Genomic DNA, 17,137 nt, shown 5'->3' with positions numbered 1-17,137 from the left:
CGGACCCATGCGAACCGAAAGCTGGGCCGAAGACCTCCCCGGAACAGCCGCTGCCGGTCACCACGGCGTGGTCCGGGCCGCTGCTCTGGAGCGGCTGGGCGTCGAGAGGGGAACCATCGCCGCGCGCTGCCGCGACGGTGGTCCCTGGCAGCGGATCCTCCCCGGCGTCGTCCTCCTGCACGACGGGCCACCGACGACGCTGCAGCGCAACCTGGCGGCGCTCGAATACGGCGGCCCGGACGCGCTCCTGTCGGGTCACGCCGCGCTGGCCGCGTTCGGCTACCCGGCGACGTCACACCGCGACGACGTGCTGCTGCTCATCCCGTCCACCCGGCATCGCCGGGACTGGTCGTACGTGAAGGTCGAGCGGACGCGGCACCTGCCCGCACCCGTCCACCGGGGGCTCCTGCGCGTTGCTCCGCCGCCGCGCTGCCTCCTGGACGCCGGACGTCGCTCGGTCACGGCCGAGTCCTGTCACGCGCTCCTCGCCGAGGGGATCCGGCGCGGCGACGCGACGGTCGGCGAACTGGTCCGCGAACTCGCACACGGCAGCGACCGCGACAGCCACCTGCCCCGGGCCGTTCTGCGCGAACTGACGGAAGACGCGCATTCCGTTGCCCGGGTCCACGCGCACACGTTGTGTGCGACGAGTGGGCTTCCGCCGATGCGGCACGACGCGGACGTGCTGTCCGCCGCCGGGCTGTGGGTCGCCCGGCCGGACGGCTGGCTCGACGACGTCGCCGTCGCCTGGGAGATCGACTCGCCGAAGTACCACTTCTCGCCCGAACTGCACAAGGCGACGAGGATGCGGCGGGCGCGGATGCAGCGTGAGGGAATCGTCGTCGTGACGCACCTGCCGGAGCAGATCCGGACCGACCCGGCGACCGTTCTCGCCGATCTACGCGCCGCGTACACGCTGGCCGCGGCGCGTCCCCGGCCACCGGTGTTCGTGCACACCGACACCCACCTGCGGTCGGCATGACCGCCGACCGCGGGTGCGGAAACCACTTACAGAGCCATCGAACTACAGCGGCATCAAGTCGTGCTTGCGCGGGTTGCGCTGCACCGTCTTGTCGCGCAGCATCGTCAGCGCCTTGCGGATCTCGAGCCGGGTGGTGGCGGGCTCGATGACGGCGTCGATGTATCCGCGCTCCGCGGCGATGTACGGCGTCGCGATGTTCTCGTTGTAGAAGTTGATCAACTGCCTGCGGACGGCGGGCGCGTTTTCGCCCGCGGCCTCGATCTGCCTGCGACCGATCAGGTCGACAGCGCCCTCGGCACCCATCACCGCGATGCGGGCGGTCGGCCACGCGAAGTTGATGTCGGCGCCCAACTGCTTCGAGCCCATGACGGCGTAGGCGCCGCCGTAGGCCTTGCGGATCACGACGGTCACCTTCGGCACCGTCGCCGTCACGAACGCGAAGATGAACCGGCCACCACGCTTGATGACACCGATCCGCTCCTGCTCGAGCCCCGGAAGGAACCCCGGGGTGTCGACCGCGAACACCAGCGGGATGTCGAAGGCGTCACAGATGCGGATGAAATGCGCGGCCTTGTCCGAGGCCTGCGCGTCCAGCGCACCCGCCGCGACCAGCGGCTGGTTCGCGATCACCCCGACCGTGCGGCCGTCCACCCGGGCGAAGCCGGTGATGATGTTCAGCGCCACCTGCCCGCCGATCTCGTGGAACTCGCCGTCGTCGAAGATCCGCAGCAGGATGTCGTGCATGTCGTAGCCGGCGTTGTCGGCGTCCGGGATGAACGTGTCCAGATCGCGGTCGGAGTCCGTGATCTCCGGTTCGAGACCCGGATTGACGACCGGCGGCTTCTCCATGCAACTCGACGGCAGGAAGCTCAGGTACTTGCGCACCCACTCGAACGCGGCCTTCTCGTCGGGAGCCACGTGGTGCAGGTTGCCGTACTGGGCCTGATTCCGGGCACCACCGAGTTCGTCGAGGCTGACGTCCTCGCCGGTGATCTTCCGGACCACCTCGGGCCCGGTGACGAACATGTACGACTCCTCGGTCGCCACCAGCACGTCGGTGTTGATCGGCGCGTACACCGCGCCGCCCGCGCACTTGCCGAGGATCATCGAGATCTGCGGGCACATGCCCGACAGCGGCTCCTGCCGACGGCCCAGTTCGGCGTACCAGGCCAGCGACGTCACCGCGTCCTGCACACGGGCTCCGCCGGAGTCATTGATGCCGACACACGGGCAGCCGATCTTCGCGGCGAACTCCATGATCGCGGCGACCTTGCGGCCGAACATCTCGCCGACCGACCCACCGAACACGGTCTGATCGTGCGAGAACACCGCGACCGGGCGTCCCTCGACGGTCCCGTGGCCGGTGACGACGCCGTCGCTGTACAGCGCGTTCGGGTCACCGGGCTGGCGCATCAGACCGCCGACCTCGATGAAACTTCCCGGGTCGAGCAGCATGTCGATGCGTTCGCGCGCGCTCGGAATGCCCTTCTTCGCGCGCTTGGCGATCGCCTGCTCGCCCGCGGGTTCCTTTGCCGTTTCCAGCTTTTCGCGCAGTTCGGCAAGCTTCTCTGCGGTCGTGGTGGTCACTGATGCGCTCCGGTTCCGGCGGCCTGGATCGCCGCCAGCTTCTTGGTGAGGTCGGCACCGACCTTCGCGATGTACGGCTCGTCGACGATCTGGATGTGATCGCCGCCCACGTGGATGATCTCCAGGTTCTTCACCGCGTCACCCCAGCCACCGTCCGGCTTCCGGGTCTTGAACGCGGGCTCCAGATTCATCACGTCGTCGTGGTAGCGGTCGGCCATGTACAGGACGACGTCGCCGTCGTACTGCTCGAGCTCGGCGGTCTGGATGGCACGGTTGTCGAGCCACGACGTGCGCTGGTGCTCGATGATTCCGCCCGGAATCTTGGTGCCACTCAGCTTGAGCAGTTCCGTGAGGATCTTGATCTGCTCCTCGTCGCTCTCCGCCGCAGCGAGCTTGTCGTACGGCAGCGGGTAGTCCACGTTGTACGTCTTCTTCGCGAACGCCGCGTACCGCTGCCAGCGCTTCCGGATCTCGTCGGGGGTGTCCTCGACCTTCTCCCCGGCCATGACCGTGTCGATCAGGCCGACGATCCGGACGTCCGCGCCCGACTCGCGCAGCAGCTTCGCGACCGCGTATGCCAGCACACCGCCCAACGACCAGCCGTACAGCACGTACGGCCCGTCGCCCTGGATCTCGCGGATCAACGGCAGGTACTCCGCCGCCCGGACCTCGATCGGGCCCTCCGTGCGCTCGAATCCGTACATCGGCGTGCCCTCGGGCAGACGCTTCAGCAGCGGCTCGTACGCGACCGTCGAACCACCGGCCGGGTGGAACACGAACACGGGGACGGCGTCGGATCCCTCCGGGCGGGGCCGCAGCGCGCGGACCAGCCCGTCGATCTTGCCGGAATCCTCGAGGAAACCGCGCACCACGTTGGCGAGTTCCTCGATGGTCGTCGAGTCGAGGACGTCGTCGAACGTGATCTCACCGTTCGCGCGTTCCGACAACCGGGCGGCCAGCTTCTCCGCCGTCTCGTCGTTCAGGATCGGCAGCGTGTTGAAGATGCCCTTGGCGGACTCGCCGGTGACGACGGCCCACGTGGCGAACGTCAGACGCTCGGCGGCGTCGCGCGGCGGAACGTCGGTGCCGGTCGCGTCGGCGAACGCTTCCTTGCTGTCCACGGCGGCGGCCTCGGGAGCAGCGGCCGTCTCCGGCGCCGGGGTGGCCGCGAGGATCGCCTCGGCCTCCGCCTCCACGGACGTGTCCTCGGCGTCGAGAGGGGACCCGGAATCACGGTCGGCCTCCGCGGCCTCCGCATCACGGTCGGCCTCCGCGGCCTCCTCCGCTTCCTTCTCGGCCTTCTGCTTGTCCGCGAGCGCCTGCACCTCTTCGCGGTTCTCGACCGCGTAGCGCAGGTACTTGCCGACCTCCAGCAGGTTCGCGTCACGGACCGCCTGCAGCTGCAGCTGCGGGATGTCGAACTCGTACTCGACGCGGTTCTTGATGCGGACGGCCATCAGCGAGTCGAGGCCCAGCTCGATCAGCGGGATCTCGGCGGGCAGGTCTTCCGGGGCGTACCCCATGGACTCGGCGACGATCAGCGCGAGACGGTCTTCGAGCGTCTGCGAACCGTTCGGGTCCCACTTCTCGCCGATGTCCTCGACGACCTCGGGCAACTCCTCCACCGGCGACGTCGCCACCTGCACCGGCGCAGCGACCACCGGCTCGGGAAGCGCCTCCCCGGACGTGACGGCGGCGTCGAACAGCAGCGTGAAACTCGCGCCGCTCTTCGCGTGCACCTGCAGCGACGCGCCACCTGGGTGCGGGTTGAGCGTGGTGGTCAGCGTTCCCTCGGCGGGCGCGTGGGAGTGCAGGACGGACGCGGCGAGCGTCACGTCCGTCAGCACCTGCGACGCGGCGGCGGTGACCAGTGCGGGCAGGTCGGTGACCGCGCCGGCCTGGACCTCCCACACGTGGCGGCCGTCGGGCAGCGACACGTGCGCACCCGGGACACGGGTGTTGCCACTGGAATCGATCCGGGTCTCCACCCAGTACGGCTTGCGGATCCACGCGGTGCGCGGAACGGCCGCGAAGTCGCCCTCCGGCAGCAGCGAAGACAGGTCGACGGCGTGCCCGTGGACGTACAGCTGCGCGAGCGCGGCGAGGACACCGAGCGGCTCGTCCTCCTTGCGCTTGAGCGTCTGGATGAGCTGCATGTCGTGCAAGCCGGCGTCGAACGCGGTGGCGGCCACCGACATCAGGGCCACCGGGTTGGGTGCCAACTCCACGAACGTGGTGTGCCCGCTACCGACCGCGAGGCGGACGGCGTTGGTGAAGTACACGCTGTGGCGCAGGCCCTTGGTCCAGTACTCCTCGCGGTGGATCGGCTCGTGGCCGGCGCGGTAGTAGGTGTCCTTGTCGACGGACGAGTACACGCCCAGCTTCAGCTTGGTCGGCTCGATGCCCGCCAGTTCCGCGGCCAGTTCGCCCAGGAGCGGGTCGACCTGCGAGGTGTGGCTGGCCCCCTTCGTCTTGAGGACGCGGGCCATCTTCTCCTCGCCCTCGGCCCGCGCGACGATGGCGTTGACCTCGGGTTCCGGGCCGCCGATGACGGTGTGCGTCGGGGCCGCGTACACGCAGACCTCGAGGTGCGGGAAATCGGTGAGGACGGTCTCGATCTCGGATGCGCTGTACTCGACGAGCGCCATCAGACGGATGTCGTCGCCCTCGAGCGTGGCCTCGGCCTCACCCATGAGGCGGGACCGGGCGCAGATCACCCGCACCGCGTCCTCGAGCGGCAGACCGCCCGAGATGTACGCGGCGACAGCCTCGCCCATCGAGTGGCCGACGACGGCCTCCGGCTCGGCGCCGTGATGACGCAGGAGGGCCGCCAGACCGATCTGAATGGTGAAGATGCCGACCTGCGACGTTTCGACGTCATAGTCGATCGCGTCGTCGAGGAACTTCTCCTTCATGGAGTAGCCGGCCTCGTCCTCGATCAGCGCGTCGACCTCGTCGACGGCCGCGGCGAACACCGGGTTCTCCAGGTACAGCTGCTTGGCCATCTTGCGGTGCTGCGAACCGAAGCCCGACAGAACCCAGACGGCGCCCTTCGACGACGGCGAGTCGGCGCTGAACACGCCCTGCCCGGGCTTGCCTGCGGCGACGGCGCGCAGGCCGGTGACGGCCTCCGAGCGGGTCTTCGCCAGGACGACGGCCCGCGAGCGACCGTGGTTGCGGCGCGCGAGAGCGCGGGCCACATCGGCGAGCGGGGTGGTGCTGCCCTCTTCCGTTTCGAGCCAGTCGGCCAGATCGGCGGCGGCCCGGCGGCGACGCGACGGCAGCGCACCGGACACCGCGAGGACGACCGTCGGCTCGGTCTCGGCCACCGCGACCTCGGCGGGCGCGACCGTGTCGGCGGGCGCGGCGGTGTCGTCCACGGCAGGACCGGTGTACTCGCGCACCACGACGTGGGCGTTGGTGCCACCGAACCCGAATCCGGACACACCGGCGACGGCCGCGCCGGTGTAGCGCGGCCACGCCGCGCCCTCCGGAATGACCTGCAGGTGCGCCTTGTCGAACGCGATGTACGGGTTGGGTCCGGCGAAGTTCAGCGTCGGGGGAAGCGCATCCTCCCGCATCGACAGCACGACCTTGATCAGGCCCGCGGCGCCGGCGGCGGCCTCGAGGTGACCGAAGTTGGTCTTGGCCGAGCCGAGCAGCGCAGGCTTGTCGTCGGCGCGTCCACGACCGACGACGCGTCCGAGCGCGTCCGCCTCGATCGGATCGCCGAGGATGGTGCCGGTGCCGTGCGCCTCGATGTAGTCGACGCCTGCCGGGTTGATGCCCGCGTCCCGGTAGGCGTGCCGCAGGACGTCGGCCTGAGCGTCGGGGTTCGGAGCCGCGAGACCGTTGGAGCGGCCGTCCTGGTTGACGGCGCTACCGGCGATGACGGCGAAGATCTCGTCGCCGTCCCGCTCGGCGTCCTCGAGACGCTTGAGGACGACGAGACCGCCGCCCTCCGCGCGGATCATCCCGTCGGCATCGGAGGAGAACGCCTTGATGCGGCCGTTGGGGGCCATCACACCCAGCTGGTCGAAGCCCAGCGTGGCGGGCGGCGCGACGAGCATGTTGACGCCGCCGGCGAGCGCGAGATCCGACTCACCCGAGCGCAGCGAGCGCACCGCCTGGTGCACCGCGACGAGCGAGGACGAGCAGGCCGTGTCGAGGGCGATGGACGGCCCGCGGAAGTCGTAGAAGTACGACACCCGGTTGGCGACGATGGACGTCGACGTGCCGGTCAGCGCGTACGGGTGCGCGTGGACGGGATCGCTGACGGCGAGCAACTGGTAGTCGTTCGCCGAGCTGCCGATGAACACACCGACCTGCTCGCCCTTGAGGTCGCTGGCCGGGATGCGGGCATGCTCGAGGGCCTCCCACGTCAGTTCCATCGCGAGGCGCTGCTGCGGGTCGACGTTCGCGACCTCCAGCGGGGACATCGCGAAGAACTCCGCGTCGAACGTCTTCACGTCGTCGAGGTAGCCGCCCTGCGTGTTGGCCTTCTCCACGGCGGCCTTGATCTGCGGGTCGGAGGTGAACTCCTCCCAGCGGCCCTCGGGCAGGTCGGAGATGCCGTCACGACCCTCCGCGAGCATCTGCCACATCTCGGCGGGAGTCGTGCCCGCGCCCGGGAAGCGTGAGGCCAGACCCACGATCGCGATGTCGTGCGCGTCCGACGTCGGCGCCGACGCGTAGTAGGCGGCGTCGGCGGAGTCGTCCGGCTGCTCGGGTTCGCCCTCGATGATGCGGGTGGCCAGCGACGCAATGGTGGGGTGCTGGTAGGCGACCGTCGCGGTGAGCGTGACCCCGACCAGTTCCTCGATCTCCCCGCTGAGCGCGACGGCGTCACGCGACGACAGACCGAACTCTTCCATCGGGCGGTCGTCGGTGATCTGACCGACCGGTTGCCCGGTTGCGTCGGCAATCCAGTTGCGCAGCCAGTCACGCAGTTGCGCAACCGTCATGTCACCTGTGCTGTCTGTGACATTCCCCGTCGCTTCGCTCGCCCCGACCCGGTCATCATCTTTTTCAGCCATCAACTCACCAAGCTACCCGTCAGGAAGTGGACTATTCGGAAACGCTATCGGGGAAGGCCGTCTGCGTGTATCCGCCGCGCAGGGTGCCCTCGATGTAGCTCGCCTTGCACGCGCGGCGGGCGATCTTGCCGCTCGACGTGCGGGGAATCGAGCCCGCGGGAACCAGCAGGATGTCGCGTGCCGTGACTCCGTGCCTGGTCGACAGCGCGGCCCGCACCGTGTCGGCGACGGGCTGCGGGTCGGCCTTGCCGGCACCCGGTGCGCGTTCGGCCACGATCACGAGCTGCTCGGAGGAATCGTCCGCGTCGTAGTTCAGGCCCGAGTGCGTGTTCTCGAACACGACGGCGGGCAGCTGGTTGGCCGGGACAGCGAACGCGGCCACGAAGCCGGGGCGCAGCGCGGTGCTGGCCTCCTGCGCCGAGAACTCCAGGTCCTGCGGGTAATGGTTGCGGCCGTCGACGATCACGAGGTCCTTGACGCGGCCCGTGATGAACAGCTCGCCGTCGATGTACACGCCGTAGTCGCCGGTGCGCATCCAGTTGGCGTCCTCGGGCGTACCCTCCGCGTGGCTGCCCTCGGCGAGCCGGTTGGTGAGCTTGTTGTGGAACGTCTCCGCGGTCTCGTCGGTGCGTCCCCAGTAGCCGATGCCGATGTTCTCGCCGTGCAGCCAGATCTCACCGACCCGGTCGTCGGGCTGCTCGATGCGCGACTCGGGGTCGACGATGGCCGCCCACTGGCTGCGCGCGACGTAGCCGCAGGACACCTGCGGGATGGCGTTCTCGGCGTCCTGGTCCACTTTCACGACGCGACCGGCGTTGAGTTCGTCGCGGTCGACGTAGATGACGCGGGCCTCGTCCGAGTGCCGGGTGGAGGATACGAACAGCGTGGCCTCGGCCATGCCGTACGAGGGCTTGATCGCCGTCTTCGGCAGGCCGTAGGGCGCGAACGCCTCGTTGAACTTGCGCATCGACGACGTGGTGACCGGTTCGCTGCCGTTGATGAGGCCGATCACGTTGCTCAGGTCGAGGCTCTCGCCGTTCTTCGGCAGGCCGCGGGCGGCAGCGTGCTCGAACGCGAAGTTGGGTGCAGCCGCGAACGTGCCCGCACCGTCCGACACCGCGGCCAGTTCCTTGATCCACCGGTACGGCCGCTGCACGAACGCGCGCGGACTCATGATGGTGATGTACTTGCCGCCGAGGGCGGGCAGGATGACGGTCAGCAGCCCCATGTCGTGGAACAGCGGCAGCCAGGTGACGCCGCGCGAGTTCTCGTTGAGCTCGATGGAGTCGACCATCTGCAGCGCGTTCGTGCCGACGGCGCGGTGCGTGATCTCCACACCGGCGGGCACCCGGGTCGAGCCGGACGTGTACTGCAGGTACGCGATGTCGTCGAGATCGATCTCGGGGCGCACCCAGGACTCGCCGACGCTGTCGGGGATGGCGTCGACGGCGATGATCCGGGGGCGTTCGGCGGCCGGGAGGGACCGGAAGAACTGTCGTACACCCGCGGCGGAGGAGGTGGCCGTGAGGATGGCGGCAGGCTTGCAGTCACCGAGGACGGCGTGCAGACGGTCGGTGTGGCCGGGTTCGTCGGGGTCGAACAGCGGCACCGAAATCGTTCCGGCGTGGATGGCGGCGAAGAAGGAGATGACGTAGTCGAGACCCTGCGGCGCCAGGACCGCGACACGGTCGCCGGGTTTGGTGACCTGCTGGAGGCGAGCCGCGACGGCGCGCAACCGGTGGCCGAACTGTTCCCAGGTCAGCTCCTGTGCTTCGCCGTCTCTGTCCCGCGAATAGTCGATGTAGCGGTATGCCAGCTCGTCCGAGTTCTCCCGGGTGTGCCGCTGGACGTAGTCGACCAGCGTGCTTCCCGAGTCGAGCCTGATGTGGCCCGTCTCGTCGATAAAATCATCGAACTTCGCGTTCATTCCATCTCCTCCGAAGCGATCACACAGGCATGCCACCGGCATGACTGCGCCCCAGACTTCCTTCGCCGAATCGGATCTTGTAAAACTCGTGGGAAACGACGTAACACGCCACTCACCCGAATAAGTTCATCGATTCCAAACCATCGATATGTTACAGATTGGCATCGCCGCCCTCAGTACGCTGCGTCTACTCGCCCTTCAGTTGCGAGATGATCGGCGCGAACGCATCCATCTGTGTGGGGAACACACCGACGTAGGACATTGTCGTCTTTTCTCGCACCATACGGATCTGATCGGCGATCTCCTCGAAGCTGCCGATCGCGAGATACGGCGAGCTCAGGATGTCTTCGACGGACAGTTTGGTGTCGACCTCGATGTTGGGAGGGAAGCCCTGGTCGAGTGCGGCGAGCGCCATCTCGGCGGTCTGCTCGCGGTCGTCGGTGATGACGATGGTGGTGATCGTCCAGTTCAGTTCGATGTCGTCGAACCGGTCACCGGCGGCTTCGCGGATCCGGTCGACGCGCTCCATCGTCTTCTCGAGCGTGACACCCGACAGGAGGAGCTTGCCTTCCTTGCTGGTCGGCGTCGCCACGGAGATGATGTCGGCGTACTTGGCCGCGAGCGCCAGCATCTTGGGGCCGCCGCCACCGACGGCGATCGGGGGGCGCGGACCCTGCCGCGGCCGCGGGCTGCCCGTCAGACCCTTGATCTGGTAGTACTTGCCGTCGAAGTTGCACTCCTGGCCACGCAGCAGCACGTCGAGAATCTGCAGGGTCTCCTCGAGCTTGGCGATCCGGACGCCCGGACGCTCGTAGTCGATGCCGCCCTTGTCGAACTCTTCCTTCATCCACCCTGCGCCGATGCCGAGTTCGAGGCGGCCACCCGACAGCACGTCGATGGTGGCGGCGTCCTTCGCGAGGATCGCCGGATGCCGGAAGCCGTTGGCGAGGACGGCGGTGCCGAGCCGGATCTTGTCCGTCGCGATCGCGAGCGCGCCGAGCGCGGCGATCGGTCCCACCTGGTTGCCCAGGTGGTCGGGGATCATGAAGCTGTCGAACCCGAGTTCCTCGGCCTTCTGTGCAAGCTTGACGAACCGACGCGCGCCGCCCTCGTCCGCGTTGCCCTCTCCGCCTGCAGCGAATCGGAACTTACGCAACGAGCTGGCGTCGGAACTCATGAATAGCTTCTCCTGTGGTGTAACGCCCCCGTTCAGGACGTGAACATCGGTGGGTCGGGCACGGGTGGTGCCGCGACAGTGCAGCACTCTACCGGTGCCGGGAAACGCACACTACCGGCGAGTACGCGTCGCGCCTCTTCGTTTGGGACGATTCACGGCTCACCGACCACGGTGAACCCATCCGCCACAAAATCAACTGTGAGCCGGAGTCGGGGCGGCCTCTATCTTCTCGGCTGCCCATCCGGCGATCCACTGCGTGGCCGTCGTGCCGGAGTCGTCGACGACGTACGAGTTGTACATCGCGTGGACCGGGTTGTTGTTGTACTCGAGGAGGCGCAGCCCGCTGCCGATCCAGTTGCTCGGCTTCAGCGCCTGCGCCGGCGCGTCGCAGATCCCGTCTGAGGGGGCGCAGATCTCCACCGCCCGGTCGGTGAGATCACCGAAGCCACCGGGCCGGGGACCGGTCATCGTGATGCCCGGGATCTGCAGACCGGCCAGGGACAGTTCGGCTCCCACACCGGCGACCGGCTGCCCGACGTTCGTCGCGGCGGCCGGATCGCGGCGACCGTCGGCGATGAGCCCGACACCCAGCACCAGATCCGCCGGAACAGGGCCGTCACCTGCGCCGATGCTCGAAGCGACGTCGCCGGCGATGACCGCGCCCTGGGAGAAGCCGGTGAGCAGGAAGCTGGTCAGCGGGCACTCGGCGTGCCGGCGGATCAGGATGTCGTTGGTGGCGGCGGTGCCGGCGCCGCGGCTGTTGTTGTACGACTGCTGCCCGTCCGGCGGGAAGGCGACCGGGTTGGAGAACTGTGCGACGTACGGAACCGTGTACACGTCGGCGCGGGAGGACTCGAACTGCTCCTGCAGCGGCCGCGACACGTTGAGCATCAGCGACGCCGGGTTGGCCGTCGGGTTGTACGGGTCGTCGGTGGCGCTGGACTCCCATGTGCCCGGAACGACGACCACCTGGACGTCGGGGCAGCTCGCCGGCTGGGCGTTGGGACGCTCGGGGCCGGGCGGGGTCGGGATCGGTTTGGGCAGCCGCCCCGCGAGCAGATACCAGAGCGCGATCACTGCGACGAGAATCACCAGCAGGATCACGATCAGCACCAGCAGTGTGCGCAGGAGGCTGCTCTTCTTCTTCCGCGTTCCGCGCCCGGTCACCGACATCGGCGTCTACTTGCAGTAGGTCGCGTGGGCGACGTCCATGTAGGTCTGGGCGTTGGCCGTCGCCTGCTCCTGGGTCAGTTCCTGACCCGCAGCGGACGCCTCGGTGCCGACCATCGCTGTGACGAACACCATCGTCTCGGGGTCGCTCTTGCCTTCGGCCTTGGCCTGACAGATGAAGTCGGCGGTGCTCACGGCCATGGTGCCGTCGGCGGCGGGCTCGATGCCCTTGGCCTTCAGCGCGTCGAGGAACTTCTGGCCGTCGGCGCTGACCGGGACCTCGCTGGGGCCGGGGAAGTCGCCCGGGACTTCCTCGGGCTGCGCCGGCGGTGCGGTGGCCGCTTCGCCGGGACTCGTCACCGGTGCGGAAGCGCTCGCGCTGGGCGTGGCGGACGCCGAACTCTCGGCGGAGCTGGATGCGGCCGCGGACGTCGTGGTCGTGCTGGTGGACGGGTTGGACGTCGCCGTGGAGTCGTCGCTACCGCACCCGACCAACAATCCGCTCGCTGCGACGGCGAGCGCGCCTACCGCGATCGACCGTCGGAAGGTGGTGCTGATACGTGAGTGCTGCGGCATCTATTTCCGTCCTTGCTTTCCAAGTCGTTGTCTCTCGACAGGGTACAGACGCAGATCGGGCGGAACCCTGGTCCGCCGGACCCGGTCCCGCCCGCTGCGCGTGAGATTTCTAGTACGGTGCGGCCATCAGTGAATCTCGGCCTTGTTGTCGATCACTGTGACGTAGCCGGTCTGGAAGTTCTGCTGGACGCCACCGGGAATGGCGAACTTGTCGCTGATCGGGAACCCGAGCCGGCCACCCTCGTAGCCGGCGCTCTTCCAGGCGTCGAAGATCGGTCCGTTCTCGACGGCCCAGGCGCCCGACAGCGGACTCCAGTAGATGTTGCCGCCTTCGAACTGGTTGAACCGGCCGCCGTCCTTGACGGGGATCTCGCTGGTCTTCGGGAATCCGAGCCAGCCGCCCTCGTAACCGAGTTCGGCGTATTTGCCCATGATCATTCCCTGCACGCGGTGGGTGCCGTTGGCGGGACTGAAGTACATGGCGCCGATCTCGAAGCCCTGCACGGCGCCGTCCTTGCCGGGTGTGGGAACTTCCTCGGCCACCGGGTACCCCAGCGGTCCGGCCTCCCAGCCCTGCCGTGCCCACTCGTCCCGGATCGCGCCGCGGACGGCGTGCGCTCCGGTCTGCGGCGACCAGTAGACGGACCCGCGCTCGAAGTGGTTGAAGCGACCGCGACCGTCGGGGGTGGCCAGTTCGGGCGTCGTCGGGTAGCCGAGCGGCCCGCCGGGACCACCGGTCGCCTGGTAGACGCCGCCGATGGCGCCGGCCACCGGCTGCATGCCGGTGTCGGATTTGGCGAAGATCCGGCCGTTCCGGAAGTCCTGGACCGTTCCGCCCGCGAGGCTGTACTCGGGGGTCAGGCAGTCGCCGATCCACGGGTTCGCGCCTGCGACACCGGCGATGGACCCGGCGGTGGTGCACACCGGCTTCTCGGGTTCGACGTCGACGGCGCTCGCGAGTTGCGGCCACAGCTGGTGCAGTTCGAACTGCCAGTACGGCCACGAGTGCGTGCCGGACGGCCGGTAGTTGACCTGGGCGGGGATGCCCAGCTTGTTGAGCTTGGTCGCGAACGTCTGGGACGTGAGCCGGCTGAGGATCTCGAGCCCCATGCCCGCGTAATTGGTGCTGACGCCCGGGATTCCGGACGGCTGGTCGTACGGGCCGGTGGTGCCGCTGCCGCTGGAGATGTACAGGCTGACGCCCTTGAGTTTGTCGGCCAGCAGGTACGGGTCGTGTTCCTCCCACGCGGAACTGGTCGGGGGACCCCACATCGCGTTCGCGTCGAATCCGCCCGCGTCGCTCATCGCGTAGGCGACGGCCTGCGGCATGCCGAGCGCGGTGGTGGTGAGCATGCCCGACAGCGACGCGGCGAACTTGAAGAAGCCCTGGTTGCGGGCCGCGAGGAACATCGCGGACGTGCCACCCATCGACAGCCCGACGACGCCGCGAGTCTTCGTGGTGCGCCAGTCGCTCTCGAGGATCGGGGGCAGTTCCTTCGTGAGGAACGTCTCCCATTGGTAGTTCTGGCCGTTGTCCTGCGCCACCCAGTCGGAGTAGAAGCTGGACTGGCCGCCGACGGGGAGGACGACGTTGATGTTCTTGTCCGCGAAGAACGATTCGGCGTCGGTCTCGAGCGTCCAGCCGTTCTCGTTGTCCTGCGCGCGGAGGCCGTCGAGCATGTAGACGGACGGGAACTTCTCCGTCGGCTTCGAGTTCCAGTCCCGCGCCAGCAGCATCTGCACCTGGATCGGCACACCCATCGACGGGGAGTTGATCCAGATCGCCACGCGGCGGTCGGTGAGCCAGTCGACGTGATGGATCGTCGCGCCGCTCGGGGCCTGGGTGGCCACCGGAGCCTGCGCGGCGACGGGCGCAGCCGAGACGGTGGCGGTCTGGGTGAACCCGACCGCCACCGGCACCACGAGCACGGCGGCAAGCGAGGCGAGCGCGCGCCTTCGAACGTTTCCGGTCGACGAACGCTGACGTTCTGCCCTGAACAGGCCTACTCGCATGACGTTCACTCTCTCTCTGCGCGTCGAGGCCAACACGGAGCACGGCCTCGCGTTCCGGTTCTTTCTACACGCAAACAACAGACGAGTGGGAGTGCCGCGCTGTTACAGCTGGTGCAATTGTTACTTCCGAGCTACCCGATCGTGTTGCCGAGGTCGCCGGCCAGATCGTGGATCTGCTGCTGCCAGTAGCGCCACGTGTGGATGCCGCGCGGCGGGAAGCTGTAGGTGACGTTCTTCGCGCCGAGGGTCGCCATCTTGACCTGGAAGGCACGGGTGTTCGCCAGCGACAGCGCCTCGAGGCTCGCGCCGGTGCTCGCGTTGAACACGTCCATGAATCCGGTCGGTGCGGCTCCGCCGGGGGCGGGGATGCCGTTGGCGGCCGACACCCACAGGCGGGTGTTGTTGTCGCGAAGCTTGTTCGCGAACACGAACGGGTCGTTGCGCAGCCACGCCGGGTTCCACGGCGGGCCCCACATGGCGTCGACGTTGTAGCGGCCGGCGTCGAGCATCGCGATGCGGATCGCCTCACGCATGCCGGGAGCGGAGATGTTCAGGTAGCCGGACAGCGAGCCCGCGTAGTTGAACTGCTCCGGGTGGTAGGCGGCGAGCGTCAGGGCGGCGCTGCCACCCATCGACAGGCCGATGACGCCGTTGCGGGTGGACTGGAAGCCGAGGCGGTTCGCCAGAGCGTCACGCAGTTCCTCGGTGAGGAACGTCTCCCACTTGTACGGGGTCTTCTGGCCGTTGAAGTTCGAGTTCGACAACCAGTCGGAGTAGAAGCTGGACTGCCCGCCGACCGGCTGGACGACGTTGATGTTCTGCGAGGCGAGGAACGGACCCGCGTCAGTGTTGACTTCCCAGCCGCTCAGGTCGTCCTGCGCGCGCAGACCGTCGAGCAGGTAGACGACACGGTTGGTGTTGCCGTCGGCGGCACGCCAGATGCGGCTCTTGATCGGACCCATGGAGGAGTCGACCCAGAAGTCCTGCGCTGCGGGGTCGAAGGCCGCGGATGCGGTTGCGCCGCCGCCCACCATGGTCACGCCCAGAGGCAGTGCGACCGCCAGAGCAATTGCGGCGGCGGTACGCCTGGCCCATCCGCTTGTTCTCGTCGAACCCCCAACTCGCATGAACTCGTCTTCCCTCCGCTTGATGCGTCTCGCGCCGCGGCCGCGGCAACCTCTCGATAACTCTCGTGAAATCTCACGTACAGACGCCACCCGCGCAGCGCTCGCTGCGCGGGTGGCGTCTCGACGGGATCACCTTACTGACAAAAGGACCCGTTGTGCACTCCCGGGGGGAACGGATTCCGAGGTATTCCTCTCACCCGGCCGATCCGGGACGCCGCACTTCAGAACGCACGAGCGCCGCCCCGCCGGTGAGGCGGGGCGGCATTCGCCACGATCGTGGTGGCGTCTAGATCACCAGGCGCCCAGCGTGTCCAGGATCTGGCCGCGCGCCTTCCACAGCTCGGCACCCCAGTACGGCCACGAGTGCGTGCCGTTGGCGGGGAAGTCGAACGTGGCCGGCACACCGAGGCTGGCCAGACGCACCTGGAAGGCGCGGGTGTTGGCCAGGGCGAGGGCCTCGAGGCCCATGCCGTTCGCGGTGTTGTAGTAGTCGATCGGCGCGCGCGGGTGGTCGAATTCACCGGGCAGACCGCTGGCGGCCGAGATGAACATCGACAGGCCGTTCAGACGCGGGGCGAACACGAACGGGTCGTTGCGCAGCCACGCCGGGTTCCACGGCGGGCCCCACATGGCGTCGACGTTGTAGCGGCCGGCGTCGATCATCGCGACGCGGATCGCCTCACGCATGCCGGGAGCGGAGATGTTCAGGTAGCCGGACAGCGAACCGGCGAACTTGAACTGGTCGCGGTGGTACGCGGCGAGCGTCAGGGCGGCGCTGCCACCCATCGACAGGCCGAGGACGGCGTTGTTGGTGCGCGAGACTCCGTAGTTGGCCAGGAAGTCGGGCAGTTCCTGGGTCAGGAACGTCTCCCACTTGTAGGTGACGGGCTGACCGTTGAAGTTGCTGGCCGAGTACCAGTCCGAGTAGAAGCTGGACTCGCCGCCGACGGGCATGACCAGCGTCACGTTGTCGTTGCGGTACTGGTCGAACGCGTTGGTCTCGAAGCTCCAGGCGTTGCGGTCGTTGCGGGCGCGCAGTCCGTCGAGCAGGTACAGCGCGGAGCTACCGCCGCGGGCGGCCCACTGGACCTGGACCTTGATCGGTCCCATGGAAGAGGGAACCCACAGTTCCTCGTAGCCACCGGCCGGCGCGGTCTTGGCGGGCCCCGCGTGCGTCGGTGCTGCTGCAGCAACGGCTCCACCAGCGATTCCTGCGCCCACAGGCAGTACCAGTGCGACGGCGCCGATGGCCATCGCACGCTGCTTGAGGCGCTGAGACAACCTCGGTCTGGCAAAACGCATGAATACTGCTCACTCTCTTCGTCTGCGGACTCCGCCAACTGGGCGGCTCCGGCGGATTCCGTCGGGGAACAGGCGACCTGCCGGGCCCGGGCACGTGGCCGGGCCCGGCAGCGGACCTCTTCCGAGTCACACTGCGCTTGGTGGACTGTATGTCACACGAAGTTCCCTGACAAACGCTCGCGGAGCGCTTTTCGGGGAACTTCCAGACCACCGTCACGATGACTCATCATCGACGTACAT

10 protein-coding genes are annotated in these 17,137 nt (G+C 68.2%); 1 reads left to right on the top strand and 9 read right to left on the bottom strand.

The genetic code is table 11. The features are described from left to right. The first annotated feature begins 7 nt into the window (after positions 1–7). Positions 8–982, top strand: a complete 975-nt coding sequence (locus ACFU5V_RS15640) for a hypothetical protein (protein ID WP_378700388.1) — start codon at positions 8–10, stop codon at positions 980–982. Between the two features lie 42 nt (positions 983–1,024). Here ACFU5V_RS15640 and ACFU5V_RS15635 read toward each other — a convergent pair whose 3' ends face one another. The 9 genes from ACFU5V_RS15635 to ACFU5V_RS15595 all read right to left on the bottom strand — a co-directional run bounded on the left by ACFU5V_RS15635 (position 1,025) and on the right by ACFU5V_RS15595 (position 16,897). Then, positions 1,025–2,569, bottom strand: a complete 1,545-nt coding sequence (locus tag ACFU5V_RS15635) for an acyl-CoA carboxylase subunit beta (protein WP_072938577.1) — start codon at positions 2,567–2,569, stop codon at positions 1,025–1,027. Further along, complete coding sequence (gene pks13, locus ACFU5V_RS15630) at positions 2,566–7,533, bottom strand: polyketide synthase Pks13 (protein ID WP_378700386.1); 4,968 nt, start codon at positions 7,531–7,533, stop codon at positions 2,566–2,568. Before pks13 ends, ACFU5V_RS15635 begins: the two co-directional genes overlap by 4 nt. A gap of 103 nt (positions 7,534–7,636) precedes the next feature. Next, the gene (gene fadD32, locus ACFU5V_RS15625) at positions 7,637–9,532 is read right to left on the bottom strand and encodes a long-chain-fatty-acid--AMP ligase FadD32 (protein WP_378438294.1); all 1,896 of its coding nucleotides are present in this window, start codon (positions 9,530–9,532) and stop codon (positions 7,637–7,639) included. Positions 9,533–9,719: 187 nt separating this feature from the next. Further along, positions 9,720–10,709: an LLM class F420-dependent oxidoreductase gene (locus tag ACFU5V_RS15620; protein ID WP_009477140.1), complete on the bottom strand. Its 990-nt coding sequence runs from the start codon at positions 10,707–10,709 to the stop codon at positions 9,720–9,722. A gap of 192 nt (positions 10,710–10,901) precedes the next feature. Next, complete coding sequence (locus tag ACFU5V_RS15615; protein ID WP_378438291.1) at positions 10,902–11,882, bottom strand: cutinase family protein; 981 nt, start codon at positions 11,880–11,882, stop codon at positions 10,902–10,904. 6 nt (positions 11,883–11,888) lie between these two features. Then, positions 11,889–12,455 (bottom strand): DUF732 domain-containing protein, encoded by a 567-nt coding sequence (locus ACFU5V_RS15610; RefSeq protein ID WP_378438289.1) that lies wholly within the window; start codon positions 12,453–12,455, stop codon positions 11,889–11,891. A gap of 126 nt (positions 12,456–12,581) precedes the next feature. Further along, the gene (locus ACFU5V_RS15605; RefSeq protein WP_378700384.1) at positions 12,582–14,468 is read right to left on the bottom strand and encodes an alpha/beta hydrolase-fold protein; all 1,887 of its coding nucleotides are present in this window, start codon (positions 14,466–14,468) and stop codon (positions 12,582–12,584) included. A gap of 131 nt (positions 14,469–14,599) precedes the next feature. Continuing rightward, positions 14,600–15,595: an alpha/beta hydrolase gene (locus ACFU5V_RS15600; RefSeq protein WP_378700381.1), complete on the bottom strand. Its 996-nt coding sequence runs from the start codon at positions 15,593–15,595 to the stop codon at positions 14,600–14,602. Positions 15,596–15,886: 291 nt separating this feature from the next. Further along, positions 15,887–16,897, bottom strand: coding sequence for an alpha/beta hydrolase (locus tag ACFU5V_RS15595; protein WP_378436115.1), 1,011 nt, complete (start codon positions 16,895–16,897; stop codon positions 15,887–15,889). Between the last annotated feature and the right edge of the window lie 240 nt (positions 16,898–17,137).

It is taken from the genome of Rhodococcus sp. NPDC057529 (genome assembly GCF_042802055.1).
Lineage (GTDB): Bacteria > Actinomycetota > Actinomycetes > Mycobacteriales > Mycobacteriaceae > Rhodococcus_F.
This window is presented reverse-complemented; position numbering and strand designations above follow the sequence as displayed.